This is a genomic window from Propionivibrio soli (assembly GCF_025770765.1).
GTDB classification, from domain to species: Bacteria; Pseudomonadota; Gammaproteobacteria; order Burkholderiales; family Rhodocyclaceae; genus Propionivibrio; species Propionivibrio soli.
Genome location: NZ_JANZKY010000014.1, coordinates 164895 through 181786 on the forward strand (window position 1 = coordinate 164895; position 16892 = coordinate 181786).

The window sequence follows — 16892 nt, forward strand, 5'->3', positions numbered from 1 at the left end:
CGGGCGGCATCGGCAATTGGCAGCCAGCTACCATCTCCGAGGCCGTGGTCACAATCAGAATACCAACAGCAAGTGATCGGTATTCGTACTCGGGAGAAAACAGATGGAACCGATGCCTCTTTTGGGCAAAGTAGCGCGACGTTCTCTATTCGCAGGGCTAATGCTCGCCAGTTCGATCGGCTTTTCGGTTGCGCATGCAGCCATCGTGAGTTTTAACGCGGGAGGCACAGGCCTGTCCGGTGCAGTACCGGCAACTTCGGCGATCAGCGTCCATGGATCAGGGTTCGCGATGAGCCAGTTCAACCCAGCCACTCCGGCGATTCTCAGCTTCACGGAACTGGGCGCCTATCAGTTGACGCAGCCGGATGGCGTGTCACCGATCGGTGTACGCGACGTTACTCTGACGTATTCCGTATCGGGTACGCTTAACGCTCTGACCGGAGCGCTTGCATTCACGTCGGGATTGTTCAGCCTTTACTCCGACTCCATATTCAATTTCGGTTCGGCGAGTTCGAACCCAGGCGTCATGTTTGGAGCGAACGACGGGACGCTTATTGCGTCCTTCCTGATTACATCCGGGTTTGGCTCAGCGAGTGGAACCGCACACATGAACGGCGCGGCGGTTGCCGGCAGCATTCTTCCCGGTTATTTCTTCTCGACCGGCGGGGAAGATCTCAGCCAGTCGGGCGATCTGAGTTTTGCGGTCGATATCGACAACATGATCGATTTCTCCCCGTCCCCGACCGTCGTCTCCGAGATTGTCTGCAAGGCCGCGGGCTTCATTGGCCCAGGATGCGATGGTACTCCGTACGCTAATTCGCCCTATTACTTTGTCGTAACCGATGGAGGAAAGGCGACGTTATCCACCACCGTACCCGAGCCTGGTACTCTCATGCTGGGTGTTCTCGGTATGGCAGCAATTGGCGTGGTTCGGCGTCGAAAAGTGTTCGGAGGTTAAGGGGAGGCGTCACTGCCCGTGGTGAGCCATCATGCTGTTGTTATTTTTCACCAATGATTGGTTGCGGCAAAAACCATTTTATATGTGTGGATAATCAATAAATTAGCGTTTTTTACCGCGCCTTGATGCACCATTGCTGCTTTCGGTCGGCGCACGATGCCCCCGCATGGTGCGCCGATTTGCTTGATATTCACTCTGTGTTCTCCAAAACCTCTTAACGAATCAATGCCCTAAAGCTCCTGGCACAGTGATTGCGCAAAGGCATCGGACACGATGTTCTCTTGCGGAGTCATGGACATGAGCAAACCCAGGCTGGTGATGGTCGGTAACGGAATGGCGGGTGTGCGCACACTCGAAGAGTTGCTGAAGATCGCCCCCAACCTTTATGACGTCACTGTGTTCGGTGCTGAACCGCATCCGAATTACAACCGCATACTTCTCTCTCCGGTTCTGGCCGGAGAAATGACGATCCGGGACATTATCCTCAACGACCATGACTGGTATGAGGGTAATGGCATCCGGCTCCATTTGGGCAATGCTGTCACACGTATCGACCGGGTGCAGCGCCGCGTGATCGCGACGGACGGTACTGAAGCGCCTTACGACAGACTGCTACTGGCGACCGGCTCGAACCCGTTCATTTTGCCCATCCCCGGGAATGATCTTCCGGGCGTCATCTCGTACCGGGACATCAAAGATACTGACGAGATGATCGAGACGGCGAAGCGTTACCGACACGCTGTCGTGATCGGGGGAGGATTGCTTGGGCTCGAAGCAGCGAACGGCCTCAGGTTGCGCGGTATGGACGTGACCGTCGTTCATGTTGCGCCATGGCTCCTTGAACGCCAGTTGGACGAGACGGCGGGCAAGATGCTGCAGAAGTCGCTTGAGGACCGCGGGCTCAAGTTCCTCCTGCAGAAACAGACTGAGATGTTGATCGCCGGCGAAAGCGGGCGAGTCGCGGCCGTCCGTTTCAAGGATGGCATGCAAATAGCGGCCGACCTCGTCGTCATGGCGGTGGGGATTCGGCCCAATACCGCCTTGGCTGAAGCGGCCGGTATCTACTGCAACCGGGGCATCGTCGTGAATGACACGATGCAGACCTACGACCCGAAAGTCTATGCCGTGGGTGAATGCGTCGCGCACCGCGGCACGGTATACGGCCTCGTCGCGCCTTTGTTCGAGCAGGGTAAGGTCGCAGCCAACCATCTCGCCAACTTCGGCATCGGACGCTATGCAGGATCGGTAACGTCAACCAAGCTCAAGGTGACCGGCATCGACCTGTTCTCCGCTGGCAACTTTACGGGCGGATCGGACACCGAGGAAATCGTTCTCAACGACGCGGCGGGCGGCGTGTACAAAAAGCTGGTGATCAAAGACAACAAGCTCGTCGGCGGCGTGTTATACGGCGATACTGCCGATGGCCCGTGGTACTTCCAGCTCCTGCGTGATGGCCAGGACATCCACGAGATCCGTGATCACCTCCTGTTCGGTCAGGCGCACGTCGGTGACGTCGGTCACCAAGGCCACAGCAAGGCGGCGGCGATGGCCGACGGCGCGGAGGTCTGTGGTTGCAACGGCGTGAGCAAGGGAACCATCGTCAAGGCGATCAAGGAGCACGGGCTTTTCACGCTCGATGGAATCCGAAAATATACCAAGGCCTCGTCTTCGTGCGGATCGTGCACGGGGCTCTGCGAACAGATCTTGTCGGCGACGATCGGTGGCGCCTATACGCCGGCCGCGTCGAACAAGAAACCCGTCTGCGCGTGTACGGACCACTCGCACCAGGAAGTCCGCGACACGATCCGCGAGCATCGTCTGGTACGCATCGCCGACATCATGCATTTCATGGAGTGGAAGACGCCTGACGGCTGTGATAAATGCAGACCGGCCCTCAACTACTACCTGATCTCCACTTGGCCAAAGGAAGCCAAGGACGACCCGCGCTCGCGCCTGATCAACGAGCGCGCGCATGCCAACATCCAGAAAGACGGGACCTATTCCGTCGTTCCCCGGATGTGGGGCGGGCTGACGACGCCCGACGAACTGCGGCGAATTGCCGACGTTGCCGAGAAATACCAGGTGCCGACGATCAAGGTTACCGGCGGGCAGCGCATCGATCTCCTCGGCATCAAGAAGAAAGACCTCATCGACGTCTGGCGGGATCTGGACATGCCTTCCGGCCACGCCTACGGCAAATCGATCCGGACCGTGAAGACCTGCGTCGGACTGGAGCACTGCCGTTTCGGAACGCAACTCGCGATGAGCATGGGCGTCAAGCTCGAAAAGATGCTTTTCGACATGTACGCGCCGCACAAGGTCAAACTCGCCGTCTCGGGATGCCCGCGCAATTGCGCGGAAGCCGGGATCAAGGATGTCGGCGTCATCGGCGTCGATTCCGGTTATGAAATCTATGTCGGCGGCAATGGGGGCATCAAGACGGAGGTGGCGCAATTCTTCGCCAAGGTGAAGAACGACGAGGAGGTCATGGAGTACACGGGAGCCTTCCTGCAGCTTTATCGTGAAGAAGGTTTCTACCTTGAGCGTACCTGTCACTACCTTGCTCGCGTCGGACTCGATTACGCGAAGAGCAAGGTCGTCGAAGACGAGGAGAACCGGAAGGCGCTGCATGGGCGCCTGCTCGATGCACTCAAGGATGCAAAGGATCCTTGGAAGGAGCGGATCGCCGGCGTCGAACGGCAGGAATACGAACCGTTGTCCGTCTAGTGCGACCCTACAGGAGATCAAATGGCTGAATGGAAAATGATTTGCCGGGTCGAGGATGTTCCGCGGCTCGGATCGCGCGTCGTCAAATCGGCGGCCGGGGACATCGCGGTTTTCCGCACTTCGACCGATGAAGTGTTCGCCTTGCGCGACGCCTGCCCGCACAAGGGTGGCCCGTTGTCGCAGGGACTGGTGCACGGAACGCAGGTCACATGCCCGCTGCATGGGTGGAGGTTGCACCTGGATTCGGGTGAGGCTGTCGCTCCGGATGTTGGCTGTGCTCGCCGCTATTCCTCGAAGGTCGAGGGTGGGGCGGTTTTTCTCGAAATCTGATCTCGATCCGGAGGAATCATGGCCGCTGACAAATCGTTCTGGAGAGCCGGTCACCGACCGACCTTGCTCGCCGCTTTCCTGTATTTCGACCTGGCGTTCATGATCTGGGTCATGCTTGGGCCTCTGGGCGTGCAGATCGCCAAGGACCTCGGGCTCACTCACGCGCAAAAGGGGCTGATGGTCGCTACGCCGGTGCTTTCCGGGGCGGTACTTCGACTCGTCATGGGTGTTCTCGTCGATCACCTGAAGCCGAAGACGGCTGGCGCCATCGGGCAGATTGTCGTCATTCTCAGCCTCGCTGTAGCCTGGCTGTTCGGAATTCATTCGTACGAGCAGACGCTTATTCTCGGAATCTTCCTTGGCGTCGCTGGCGCTTCATTCGCCGCCGCTCTGCCGCTCGCTTCGCGCTGGTATCCGCCTGAACACCAAGGAACCGCGCTTGGGATCGCAGGGGCTGGCAACTCGGGTACGGCGATCGCCGCGCTCGTGGCGCCGAGTTTGGCCGCTGCGTTTGGTTGGATAAACGTGTTTGGCCTCGCGTTGGTCCCGCTGGTCGTCGTCTTCGTCCTTTATATGGCGATGGCGAAAGACGCGCCGGAATGCCCAGCACCTAAATCGCTCGCCGAGTACCTGAAGGTGTTGCGGGACAAGGATGCCTGGTGGTTCATGTTCTTCTACTCGGTTACTTTCGGCGGTTTCGTCGGCCTCGCCTCGTCGCTGACCATCTACTTCAACACGCAGTATGGGCTTGATGCGCAGATGGCAGGCTTCTTTACGGCGGCGTGCGTCATGGCGGGTTCGATGGTGCGCCCGCTTGGCGGCAATGTCGCTGACCGCATCGGCGGCATCAAAAGCCTCTCGGCAATGTACGTGATTGCGGCGGCGTTCCTCGCCATGGTGAGTTCGGGCTTGCCTCATGCGTGGATGGCCCTCGTGGGTTTCGTGTGTGCGATGCTCGCCCTGGGGATGGGTAACGGCGCGGTGTTTCAGCTTGTGCCGCAACGCTTCCGCAAGGAGATTGGCGTTATGACCGGACTCGTCGGCATGGCGGGTGGTATAGGTGGTTTCTACTTGGCGTCTTCTCTCGGCTATGCCAAGGAAATGACCGGAAGCTATCGTCTGGGGTTCCTGATCTTTGCCGGCCTGGCGGTACTCGCCCTGATCGGGTTGAGCAGCGTCAAATACCGTTGGCGAACCACTTGGGGCGCCGCCCACCTGACGACGGCGAAAATCTGACCTCGGGAGACGCGGCGGTTGTTTTCCGCGCATGCCTCGTGCTTAACTCGGGTTTTCATCCAATCGCGCGTCGGTCATGCCACTTACCGTCACTCTCGGGCATTCATCGCTTACCGGTCCTCGCGAAGGCAATGAAGATTTCTGCGGGGCGGTTACACCGGAGGGAGCGGACCTTGAGAACAAGGGACTGATCGCCGCCATTGCCGACGGTGTCGGTGGCCACAGCGGAGGGCGGGAGGCTGCCGAATATGCGGTACGCGGGCTTCTGGCGGATTATTACGCGACTCCGGATACCTGGAGCATCCCGCGTTCTCTCGACAAGGTCCTCGCCGCGCTGAACCAATGGATCATCGCCGAAGGCGGGCGTGATTCAGCGCTCGCTGGCATGGCGACGACACTTACAGGGCTCGTGCTGCGCGGCCGGAGGTATGTTTGCGTCCATATCGGGGACACACGCTTGTATCTGTTGCGTGACGGAGCGCTTACCCGGCTTACTCACGACCACACATGGGATCTGCCGGAGTTACAGAACGTCCTTGCGCGTGCCATCGGCATGGATCGGCGCATCGAGTTCGATTTCTCCGACGGTGAACTGGCGCCAAGCGATACGTTTCTCCTGTGTTCCGATGGCGTGTGGGGGCCGCTCGGCGAGGAACGCTTACGGGAAGTGCTGCTCGCGCAACCCGACCCCCAGACGGCGGCCGCTGCCCTGGCCAGCCTCGCGCTGGCGACTGGCGGTCATGACAACGCGACCGCCCTCATTTTGCGTGTGGAGTCGTTGCCGGAGATCCATTTCCGCGATTCGCTCGAAGGTGCCGCCCGTTTGCCGGTTCCCCCGTTATTGCGACCGGGACAAGTTTTCGATGGCTGGTGCGTCGACGAGATTCTTCATGACTCCCGGACGACGCGGCTTTACCGCGTGACCGACGTCGACTCGGGACAGCGGCTGGTAATGAAGACCTTGAGGCCGGAACTTGCCGACGATGTCGACGAAATCAGGGCGTTGCTGATGGAAGAGTGGCGCGCGCGGCGTGTCGTTTCGCCATACTTCGCCCAGGTGGTGCCTGCCGAGCGGCGCAGCGCCCTCTACTATTTGCAGACATGGCATAAGGGGGCGACACTCCAAGTTCTTCTTGACGCCGGGATGCACTTCGGCGTCGGCGACGTCGTCCAGCACGGGATCGCTCTTTTGCGGGGTCTTGCGGTCCTCCATCGCCTCGACATTGCGCACCGCGATATCAAACCAGCGAACATTCTGGTGGGGCAGGATGGGCTTCTGCGCATCCTTGACCTTGGCGTGGCCGTGAGTCGTTCCGAGGAGGACGGAGGAAAAAGCGTGGTTACGGGGGTTCCCGGAACGCCAAGCTACATGGCGCCGGAGCTCCTCTCCGGTGCGCCATCCTCGACAGCACATGACCTCTATGCCGCCGGCGTGACTCTCTACCACGTGCTCACGCGCAAGTATCCTTACGGCGAGATCGAGCCGTTCCAGCACCCGAAGTTCGGCGAACCCATCGCACCTACGCGTTACCGTCCGGAAATTCCCGGCTGGCTCGAAAACATTTTGCTCAAAGCCGTGTCGAAGAATCCAGCGTGGCGTTTTGAGACGGCCGAGGAGTTTCTTTTGGCGCTAGAGCGCGGCGCCCGGCACCCGGTCGAGCGTCAGCCGCGGACTCCAATCGCCCTTCGCGACCCAGTCCGTACGTGGCGGGTGGTTGCCGCCGTTTCCTTCGTATTGAACCTACTGTTGCTTTTGTATGTGAGCCGATGACCGAGATCAAAACCCGAACGGCATTGATTCTCTTCGCGCATGGGGCCAGAGATCCCGGGTGGGCCGCTCCTCTATCGAGGGTACGCGAAGCGGTCCGAGGGGTTGAACCGGAGCAACGCATCGAGATCGCCTTTCTCGAACTCATGCCGACGACATTGCGCGAGTGCGCGACGGACTTGATCGATGAGGGCTTCGAACGGATTGTGGTGGTACCGATGTTCATCGCACAGGGCGGGCACTTGAAACGCGATGTACCGAAGCTGCTCGACGAGTTGCGGGCGCTGCATCCGCATACGAAGTTCGACCTTGCCGGACCGATTGGAGAAACCGAATCGGTCATCCTGGCAATGGCTAGGCACATCGCCACCCTGACAAAGAACTGAGTGCCGATCGGTCAGATGACCAAGCGATTCTTTACGAGCTTTCCCGCCGATTTAAGCCCAGGCAGCGTCGGCAGAAGGTTGAGGCCGGTGTCCTGACGCAATTGTTCGGCGCGCACTCGCAAGTCCTCAATCGAAATGTCGACCGGATTGCCTCCTGTTGCGAAGGCAATGGAGTTCCCGCTGTTGCATGACGGGAATACCAGCGAGCGGCCGTCGAAGGCGGACGCGATGCGCTCCGCGCTTTCCTGAAATCCCCGGCTTCGCCCGAGCAGATTGACGGCGAGCAGGCCATCGTCACTGAGCCGGGCACGGCACGCCTGGTAGAAGGGATGCGTATCGAGGACGCCTGCACGGCCGTCCTTGTCGAAACCATCGACGAGGATGGCGTCGAACTTCTCGCCATCCTGCAGCATGTATTCGGCACCATCCCCGATGATCACATTCAAGCGCGTCGCGTCTGACGGCAGCTTGAAATGCAGGCGGGCGACGATTTCAACCTGCGGATCGATTTCGATCGCGGTGATCCGCGTTGCTGGATAGTTGTGGTAGATGAACTTTGCCAGCGATCCCGCGCCAAGCCCGATGAGAAGCGCTTTCCGTGGCCACGGAGAATCACGCAGCAGCAGGCCGGCCATCATCTCGCGTGTGTAGGAAAGCTCGAGGGCGTTCGGGCGGGCGACGCGCATGGCGCCCTGGATCCAATCGACGCTGAAATGCAGATAGCGGACGCCCGCTTGTTCGCTGACCTGGATGGTATTGTTCGACATCGCATGCACTACGTGCTGAAAACAAGGATGGAATCTTAGCGTCTTGGGCAAGAGGGGGAAAGCCGGGCGTGCCACCAAGGAGCGGATCTGGCGTGTTCGCGACGGCCCCGATGCTCGGTGCGTCGAAGCGCTGGGACTACAGTACACTACACAGGGGAATCCTTTGGCCGCCGGCTCGTCTGCGGCTGCTTTTTCAACGTGTCTTACTTGGCCCGGCCGCATGAACTCTTCCAGTCGCTCAGCAAACAACCCGGACGCCACTCCATTTGCCACGCTGACTCCGGATTCGATGCTCGACGCGTTGGAAAGCGTCGGCCTCCGTCCGGACGGGCGGCTTCTCGCGCTTAACAGCTACGAGAATCGCGTCTACCAAGTATTCATGGAAGAGGGCGCGCCGCTCGTCGCTAAGTTCTACCGGGCGGGCCGCTGGTCGGACGCGGCCATCCTCGAGGAACATTGTTTTACCGCCGAGCTTGCTGAGCGCGAGCTGCCGGTCGTAGCCCCGAAAGCCATCGCGGGGAAAACGCTCCACACGTTCGGCGATCTGCGTTTTGCCGTTTTCCCGCGGCAAGGTGGGCGAGCGCCTGAATTCGACAGCGGCGGCACGCTGGCGTGGATGGGGCGATTCATCGCACGCATTCACCTCGTCGGCGCCACACGACCATTTTTGGCTCGACCAAGGCTGGACATCCGTACATTTGGCGAGGAGCCGAGAGACCTCCTGAGGTGCGGCCGGTTCTTGCCGCCCGACCTTGAAGACGTTTACTTCGGCGTTGTTGACCAGGCGCTGGACGGCGTACGCCAGTGTTTCAGTCGCGCCGGCGAGTACGCCGCTTTGCGTTTGCACGGCGACTGTCACGTGGGCAACGTGTTATGGCTTGAGGGCGGCGGACCGTGTTTCGTCGACTTCGACGATGCGCGCATGGGTCCCGCAATTCAGGATTTGTGGATGCTGCTTTCGGGAAGCCGCGAGGAGCAATCGCGACAATTGAGCGAGGTGCTTTCAGGTTACGAGGACTTTCGCGAATTCGACCGCCGCGAGTTGCTGCTCGTGGAAGCACTGCGTACGCTGCGTCTCATTCACTATGCAGGCTGGCTGGCGCGGCGCTGGGACGACCCGGCGTTCCCGGCCGCATTCCCGTGGTTCGATACGCCGCGCTATTGGCAAGATCGCATCCTTGAGCTGCGGGAGCAGATCGCACTGATGGACGAGCCGCCGCTTCACGTCTGACTTGCGAAGCTCCGCCGGGGCGAGTTGCCCCGGTGGTTTCTCTACCTTACCTGGTCGACCAGCGCAGCGTGGCGCGCCGATGAACAGCCATCGGAACCACGCCGTATTCGGCATCGGAGTAGTTGTCGAGAATGTTGCAGGCGGCAATCTGAAGCTGCCGCTGCTCGATGCGCGCGCGGCGGGCGGCGACAAGTTCGTGGCGTTCGGCGATCGGTGCGCCCGGGCGGGGAACACGTTTGCCGGCGAGGAAGAAGTCCATGTCGAGCAGATCGAGGCGCTTCTCGCTCAACCGCGCCCACAACACGTCGCCATTCATGAGGGCGCCAATGCCGCCGCCGGCATAGGCCTCGGGGACGGTGTGACCGATGCAGGCACCCTTGGTGACCCCTGAGTAGCGTCCGTCGGTCATCAGAATCGATGACTTCTCGATGAGACCATGGTGACGCAGGCTTTGGCTCGGAGCGAACATTTCCGGCATGCCGAACGCTTTCGGCCCTTGCCCGGCGATCACGAAAGCGAAGGCCAGCGTGCCGTCGTTGATCATCGACAAGGCATCGTCCGCTTTGCCGTCTGTACGTCCGCCATTGACGCGCGCGAACGCGGCAAGCAATTGCGGCGTCAGCTCCGGCATGCGGGCGAGCGTTTCCGCCAGCCCCGTCGAGCGGAGTTCCTCGTTGCACTCGGCTTCGTTCTCGTAATACCGAACGAGAAACACGCGTCCATCGAAACGTCGATACATGTCCGTTGCCATCCCGGCCACTTTCAGGGTGCACGACGAGAAGAAATTGCCGCGCATGATGTCGGTGCCCGAAATATCGCGAATGGGCTTAATGCGGATGACGGATTTCTCCTGCGGCAACTTTGGAGAAACGGCGTAGTCGAGTGCCGCGATCCTTTCCCGCCAAGTCTTGCCGGCGACTGTCGGCGCGTCCCAGTCCATTGGCACCTCCAGATCACCGAGCACTTTGTAGAGGCTGGCGATGCCGTGATGCAACCCAGCCTGCGCCTGCTGCGCGAGCACGAACGTATCGCGATTCTCGGTCAAGCTATGAGCGAAGACGTCGGGTACTGCATGCGCATCGCGGATCCGTTCGTAGTCGAACAACGAGACATCAAAACCGGCGTAGCGCATGACAGCCGGCATGTGCAGCATGAGGTTGCTTGAGCTGCCCGTCGCGTTGTGTACCCGGATGGCGTTCGCGTAATTGCGCCCGAGAATTTCACACACCGAGTACTCGGGTTTGTTGATGAGGCGGAAAAGTTGGTCGACATTGCGTGCCACAACAGCGGTCGGTGCTTCGTCCACGAGCAACTCCGACTCAGGTGGCACGAAGCCGAGCGCGGAGACGAGCGTACGCGACGAGTTACCGCTGCCGTTGAAGGCGCAAATGCCGCCCTTGTCGTCGCATGTCGCGGCAGCGAGTTCGTTGAGTATCGTCTCAGCGGCCGCTTGCTCGATCAGCCTGTGCTCGACGGCACGGTCCAGATGACCGAGGAAAGCTTCGCCCGACGAGCACTGCAGAATGTAGCGGCAATTTTCCTCGATATCGTCGGCGAGTTGTGTGTCGCCGGCCGCGCGGGCCGCCTCCTGGATTTCGCGCAGCTTCCGGCGCGTCTCCGGCGGGATCGTACCGCCGCGCATGACATGAGCGGGTACGAAAACGGCCCATACGGGCGCTGTTCCGCGTTCTGGATGGCGTCGGGCCCGGTCGGTGGCGGCAAGGCCCGAGAGGATGCCGGTCGGCGTCTTGTCGCAGCCGGAAATGACGTAGGCGGCGTGGTAGCTGTGGCCTTCGAAGTTGATATTGATCGCCATCGCTGTGTGATTGCGCGAAGCGAGCGAATAGCTTTGCCCGATATTGCTCTGTGCCGTGCCGTCGCAGATGACCGGAATCCCGAATGTGAAGGGCACACCGCCGTTCTGCCAGATTCTTGCCGCGGCGCGCAGTGCATGTTCGTAATCGAAGAGGTGCGCGGGATGGTCCGCCGAGCCTTGAATGATGCAGATGCGAGGACGGTTCGCAGCTAGCCGCTCGACGATCGCATGCTGGGAATAATCGCCCAAGCCGGCAAAGTCCAGCTCGCCTTGCAACAACGCGTCGGCGCGCTTCAACAGCGCTTGCACTGTGACAGGTTCGTTGGAAAGCCCTTGGATGCACTCCCGATAGGGATTGAAGCGTTCGATGACGAGGAGGCGGGCGAACTCTGGATTGATCGGGGCCTTGCTGGGAATGTTCATGAGGGGTCCGTGGGAAAACGACACGCCGCGAAAGCAGCCAAGCGAGTTATAAATCTGCACGTGTTGTGCTTGTAATACAGCCAATGAACAATTGTACTACAATCTCGTTGACACTATCCCATTTTGGTGAGACGCTGACCAAAAAATGGTAGTAACGCGAGCGGAAATGCCACGGATTTGAGTCGCGATTTGCTCTGGTACGCCAAGGCAAGCCGGAGCTTCATATAACGAAAGAGGGAAACATGAGCACTGGATTGAAGATTCTGCAAAGTGGGGCGCTGGATTTTGTTTCTGTCGGCGCTTTGATACATCGACTCGACACCGGCACCGTGCCGTTTCGCAAGGCAGCCGAATGCAAGATTCACGTGAGCGGTGGCGAATTCAATTGTGCGGCTAACCTCGCGGATTGCTTCGGGATGAAGACCGGCATCGTTACCGCGATGGTGGATTATCCGGTCGGCGAGCTCATCGCCAACAGCGTTCGTGCCATGGGCGTCAAACCTTTTTACAAGCACTTCAAGCACAACGGCGTTAATGGGCCGAATATGGCGACCGTTTACAGCGATCGCGGGCAGGGTGTCCGTCCTCCCGTCGTGTTCTACAACCGTGCCAACGAAGCCGGTGCGATGCTCAAGGCGGGCGATTTCGACTGGAAGACCATCTTTGCCGGCGGTGTGCGCTGGTTCCACAGCGGCGGGATATTTGCCGCGCTCTCAGAGACGACCTCCGACGTGATTCTCGAGGGTATGCAAGCGGCGAAAGCGGCCGGTGCTGTGGTGTCGTTCGACCTCAATTACCGCGCCAAGCTGTGGAATGTCGCAGGCGGCGAGAAGCGCGCTGTCCAGGTTCTCGACCGCATTCTCAAGCATGTGGATGTGCTCGTCGGTAACGAGGAGGACCTGCAGAAGAGCCTCGGCATCCCCGGGCCGGAGGTTGCCGCAAAGTCGAAACTCGACCCGAGTGCGTTTTTCGGCATGATCGACTCAGTCATCGAGCGGCACCCGCAGATCAAGGTCGTCGCTACGACATTGCGTGACGTCCATTCAACCAACCGGCACAGCTGGAGCGCCGTAGCGTGGGTCAATGGAAAAACGTATGCCGCTCCCACGGCCGAGCTCGACGTGTATGACCGAATCGGCGGGGGCGACGGATTTGCCGCCGGATTTTTTTATGGTCTGCTTACCAACGAGTCGCCGGAAGATGCGTTGCGACTAGGTTGGGCCCACGGTGCCCTGCTTACGACTTATCCAGGCGATGTAACGATGGCGACGGTCGAAGAAGTAAGGAGTTTTGCCAAGGGCGGATCGGCACGCGTCCAGCGCTAAACAGGTAGGTACCTCAGCGCGATTATTGCCTCGGCAAGCTATGTGAACGCGTTGCCTTGCGTCGCGCTAACCAGGAAAGGACACTCCTGCGTTCAGCCGTTCCAGTTCTCGCTGGAACGGCTTTTTTTTTTGCTCTACCGCTAGGCTCCGCTGTGCAGGCAGATAGTTCCGGTCCAGCCGCGCTCGCGGTATCATTGATGTGCTTCATGTGCGACAAAAATGACATCGGCGTCTCAAGCCGGGGATGACTCAATAAAAAACGATATAACGAGTACCGTCTTTTTTCACTCTATAAGGGAACGTCCATGAAACTTGCATGCTCATTATCCGCGCGTCGGCCGGGTAGTGCGGGTGCGGCCACGCTCTTTTTGGCCTCCGTGCTGCTCGGTTCCGCGCCTTCTGCCTTTGCCAGTTCGGAGGCTAACCTCGTGCTGCCGAATCTGCGCGATGCCGCCATCGCCAGCTTCCTCGGTGGTATGAGCGGCTGGCAATTGCTCGCTTACGGCTTGATCGTCTGCCTTCTCGGCCTAGCTTTCGGAGGCATCGTCTACAGCCAGATCAAGTCGATGCCTGTGCATCGCTCGATGGCTGAAGTCAGCGAACTGATTTATGAGACATGCAAGACCTACATGCTCACGCAGGCGAAGTTCATCCTGCTACTGGAGATTTTTATCGGCGTCATCATCGTGGCCTACTTCGGCTGGGTTCAGCACATGGTGGCTGCGGAAGTCGCGCTGATCTTGGCGTTCTCCTTGATTGGTATCGCCGGATCGTTCGGCGTCGCTTGGTTCGGTATCCGCATCAATACGCTGGCTAACAGCCGTACGGCGTTTGCCTCGCTCGAAGGCAAGCCGTTCCCGGTCTATTCGATCCCGATGAAGTCCGGCATTTCGGTCGGGATGATGTTGATCTCCACCGAACTGTTGATCATGCTCGGCATCCTCCTCTTCATCTCGCCTGAACTGGCCGGGAAGTGCTTCATCGGTTTCGCCATCGGCGAATCGCTCGGAGCCGCGGCGCTGCGTATCGCGGGCGGTATCTTTACGAAGATCGCCGATATCGGTTCTGACCTGATGAAGATCGTTTTCAAGGTCAAGGAAGACGATCCCCGCAACCCCGGCGTAATCGCCGACTGTACCGGCGACAACGCCGGCGACTCGGTTGGCCCGACGGCCGACGGTTTCGAGACTTACGGTGTTACGGGCGTTGCGCTTGTCAGCTTCATCCTGCTTGCCGTGCCTGAGCCAGCGGTTCAGGTCCAGCTGCTTGTCTGGATCTTCGTCATGCGCGTCATGATGATCGTTGCGTCCGGTATCTCGTACATCGGCAACGAAATGGTGATGAAGGGCAAATTCGGACACTCGGAGCATTTCAACTTCGAAGCGCCCCTGACCTCGTTGGTGTGGGTGACGTCGATCATCTCGCTGGTTGCCACCTTCGTCGTGTCCAAAATGCTCATCGGCAACATCACGATCGGCGGCGCGGTATACGCCAATCTGTGGTGGCAGCTGTCGCTGATCATTACGTTCGGGACGCTGGCTGGTGCCATCATTCCGGAAGTGGTGAAGGTGTTTACGTCGACGAACTCGCGGCATGTTCGCGAAGTCGTGACGGCCTCCCGCGAGGGCGGTGCGAGCCTCAACATCCTCGCAGGGCTGACGGCCGGTAACTTCTCGGCATTCTGGATGGGCCTGGTTATTACCGGCCTGATGGCTGGAGCCTACATCGTTTCGCAAGGCGATCTGGCGCACGTTATCAACCCGGATCCAGCCAAGGCGGGGATCATGGCGGCGGTCTTCTCGTTCGGTCTGGTGGCCTTCGGCTTCCTCGGCATGGGACCGGTGACGATCGCGGTCGACAGTTACGGCCCGGTGACCGACAACGCCCAATCGGTTTACGAGTTGTCGACGATTGAGCAATTGCCGAATATCGAGCGCGAGGTCAAGGATTCCTTCGGCATCACCTTGAATTTCGAGAAGGCTAAGGAATTGCTCGAAGAGAACGACGGCTGCGGTAATACCTTCAAGGCGACGGCCAAGCCGGTGTTGATCGGTACGGCGGTGGTCGGCGCGGCGACGATGGTGTTCTCCATCATCATGCTGCTGACCAACGGGCTCACCGATAACGTCAGTCACTTGTCGATGCTGCACCCGCCATTCCTGCTGGGCCTGATCACCGGCGGTGCGACGATCTTCTGGTTCTCGGGCGCATCGACGCAGGCGGTTTCCACGGGCGCTTACCGGGCCGTCGAGTTCATCAAGAACAACATGAAGCTCGACGAAGGGTCGACCAAGGCGAACGTAGGTGACAGCAAGCGCGTGGTGGCCATTTGCACGCAATACGCCCAGAAGGGGATGTTCAACATCTTCATGGCTGTGTTCTTCGGCACACTGGCTTGCGCGTTCATTGAGCCGTTCTTCTTCATCGGTTACCTGATCTCGTTGGCCATCGTCGGCCTGTACCAGGCGGTTTTCATGGCTAACGCCGGCGGCGCCTGGGACAACGCCAAGAAGATCGTCGAGACCGAGCTGCGCGCCAAGGGTACGGAGCTTCATGCCGCGTCCGTCGTTGGCGATACGGTCGGGGACCCGTTCAAGGATACGAGTTCCGTCGCCATGAATCCGATCATCAAGTTCACGACGCTGTTCGGCCTGCTTGCTGTCGAGATGGCCGTTGGGTTGGTGGCGCAGGGACAGCAAGGGCTCTCTTGGGCTTTGGCGGCGGTCTTCCTGGCACTGAATCTGATCTTTGTGTATCGCAGCTTTTACGCAATGCGTATCGAAAACTAAAAAGTTCTCTTTAGTTGCTTCATCAAAAAGCCGGCGTTCTCGCCGGCTTTTTTCTTTGTTCATCCGGCCGATTCTGTTTGTATTACAGTTTTTTATAGTTGTACTACAATCTTGTTGACATTGCCCCATAGCGGTGCCAAAGTGTCGCGCAACAAGAGAACGGCAACCGACTGGTTGAACTGTTCCGCAGCCGGCAGGCAAGCCGGGAGGGTAAAAATGACCAAAACAGATCGACTGACACAGTTGTTCGGGAAGCAGATCACGCAGGGTGCGTTCGCGCCGGGTGCGGCGCTTCCCTCAGAGGCGGATCTGTGCGCCCGTTTTGCCGTCTCGCGCAACGTCATGCGTGAGGTCATCAAGGTTCTTTCCACGAAGCGATTGATTGACGCGCAACGGCATCGCGGACTTTTCGTCATGCCGCGCGAGCAATGGAATTACCTGGATGCGGACGTGCTCGAGTGGGCGCTCGAACAGGGAGCCAACCCGGAGCTGATTTCCTCGCTGCTTGAAGTGCGCAGCCTTATTGAACCGACGATCTCGCGTTGGGCGGCGGAACGAGCCACCGCTGTCGATTTGGTGGCGATCGAAGCCAGCTATCACGATATGGAAGCAAGTCGCGCGGACCCGCATGCTTTTCATGAGGCGGATATCGCCTTTCACCGCGCAATCCTTCTGGCAACGCACAACCTCGTCATCCAACAGTTGAGCGATGCGCTGAGCGCCCTGCAACGGGCAATTTTTGATTACACGTTCCTCGACAACCCGCCTCATATGGAACTGACGGTCAAGGAACACGGAGAGTTGTTTGACGCCATCCGGCGCAAGAACGTGGACTACGCAGAGCAAGCGTCGCGCGCCATGGTGACCCGCACGGCGGGGCGTGCCAGGAACAAACCAGAGAGTACGGACTTTTCGTTCGGTGGAGAGACCGAGGTTCAGGAGAATCTACCGCCACCGAATAACAGCAACGCGGTACCCATGAGGTAACGCGGGCTTTTTGTGGTAGTTGTTTTCAATCGAGGAGAGTTAGACATGAGTGGAAGGATGCTGAAGCGGGTGGTGGTGGGGCTGGCGCTGGGGGCGTTGGCGACGGGGAGTGCGCTGGCGACGGTGACGGGGAAGGTGGGGCACGCGAT

Annotated in this window: 13 protein-coding genes; 10 read left to right on the forward strand and 3 right to left on the reverse strand. The window is 59.4% G+C overall.

Annotated elements, in window-relative coordinates; genetic code table 11:
• The first annotated feature begins 103 nt into the window (after nt 1-103).
• Nucleotides 104-958, forward strand: a complete 855-nt coding sequence (gene pepA, locus NZ453_RS16925; protein ID WP_263771921.1) for a flocculation-associated PEP-CTERM protein PepA — start codon at nt 104-106, stop codon at nt 956-958.
• A 47-nt stretch (nt 959-1005) separates the two neighbouring features.
• Here the strand turns inward: pepA and NZ453_RS16930 are convergent, their stop codons facing one another.
• Nucleotides 1006-1152 (reverse strand): hypothetical protein, encoded by a 147-nt coding sequence (locus NZ453_RS16930; protein WP_263771924.1) that lies wholly within the window; start codon nt 1150-1152, stop codon nt 1006-1008.
• Nucleotides 1153-1255: 103 nt separating this feature from the next.
• On the opposite strand from NZ453_RS16930, the gene nirB reads away from it, so the two are divergent.
• The 5 genes from nirB to NZ453_RS16955 all read left to right on the forward strand — a co-directional run bounded on the left by nirB (nt 1256) and on the right by NZ453_RS16955 (nt 7405).
• Nucleotides 1256-3685 carry a nitrite reductase large subunit NirB gene (gene nirB / locus NZ453_RS16935; RefSeq protein WP_263771925.1) on the forward strand — a complete coding sequence of 810 codons (2430 nt, stop codon included), beginning with the start codon at nt 1256-1258 and terminating at the stop codon, nt 3683-3685.
• A gap of 21 nt (nt 3686-3706) precedes the next feature.
• On the forward strand, nt 3707-4015 hold the full coding sequence (nirD, locus tag NZ453_RS16940) for a nitrite reductase small subunit NirD (RefSeq protein ID WP_263771926.1): 309 nt from the start codon (nt 3707-3709) through the stop codon (nt 4013-4015).
• A gap of 18 nt (nt 4016-4033) precedes the next feature.
• Entirely contained in the window at nt 4034-5251 is a 1218-nt protein-coding gene (locus tag NZ453_RS16945) for a nitrate/nitrite transporter (RefSeq protein WP_263771927.1), read from the forward strand.
• A 76-nt stretch (nt 5252-5327) separates the two neighbouring features.
• Nucleotides 5328-7022: a bifunctional protein-serine/threonine kinase/phosphatase gene (locus tag NZ453_RS16950; RefSeq protein ID WP_263771928.1), complete on the forward strand. Its 1695-nt coding sequence runs from the start codon at nt 5328-5330 to the stop codon at nt 7020-7022.
• Complete coding sequence (locus tag NZ453_RS16955) at nt 7019-7405, forward strand: sirohydrochlorin chelatase (RefSeq protein ID WP_263771930.1); 387 nt, start codon at nt 7019-7021, stop codon at nt 7403-7405. Before NZ453_RS16950 ends, NZ453_RS16955 begins: the two co-directional genes overlap by 4 nt.
• Before the next feature lie 11 nt (nt 7406-7416).
• On the opposite strand, the gene NZ453_RS16960 is transcribed toward NZ453_RS16955, so the two are convergent.
• Entirely contained in the window at nt 7417-8172 is a 756-nt protein-coding gene (locus NZ453_RS16960) for a fused MFS/spermidine synthase (protein ID WP_263771931.1), read from the reverse strand.
• A gap of 220 nt (nt 8173-8392) precedes the next feature.
• Between NZ453_RS16960 and NZ453_RS16965 the strand changes: the two genes are divergently transcribed.
• Nucleotides 8393-9403, forward strand: a complete 1011-nt coding sequence (locus tag NZ453_RS16965; protein WP_263771933.1) for a serine/threonine protein kinase — start codon at nt 8393-8395, stop codon at nt 9401-9403.
• A 46-nt stretch (nt 9404-9449) separates the two neighbouring features.
• Here NZ453_RS16965 and NZ453_RS16970 read toward each other — a convergent pair whose 3' ends face one another.
• Complete coding sequence (locus tag NZ453_RS16970; RefSeq protein WP_263771934.1) at nt 9450-11642, reverse strand: dihydroxy-acid dehydratase domain-containing protein; 2193 nt, start codon at nt 11640-11642, stop codon at nt 9450-9452.
• Nucleotides 11643-11884: 242 nt separating this feature from the next.
• Here NZ453_RS16970 and NZ453_RS16975 point away from each other — a divergent pair, with 242 nt between their 5' ends.
• The 3 genes from NZ453_RS16975 to NZ453_RS16985 all read left to right on the forward strand — a co-directional run bounded on the left by NZ453_RS16975 (nt 11885) and on the right by NZ453_RS16985 (nt 16743).
• On the forward strand, nt 11885-12967 hold the full coding sequence (locus NZ453_RS16975; RefSeq protein WP_263771935.1) for a PfkB family carbohydrate kinase: 1083 nt from the start codon (nt 11885-11887) through the stop codon (nt 12965-12967).
• Between the two features lie 305 nt (nt 12968-13272).
• Nucleotides 13273-15756, forward strand: coding sequence for a sodium-translocating pyrophosphatase (locus tag NZ453_RS16980; RefSeq protein WP_263771936.1), 2484 nt, complete (start codon nt 13273-13275; stop codon nt 15754-15756).
• Nucleotides 15757-15972: 216 nt separating this feature from the next.
• A complete protein-coding gene (locus NZ453_RS16985) occupies nt 15973-16743 on the forward strand; it encodes a FadR/GntR family transcriptional regulator (RefSeq protein ID WP_263771937.1) in 771 nt (256 codons plus the stop codon).
• Nucleotides 16744-16892: the final 149 nt, after the last annotated feature.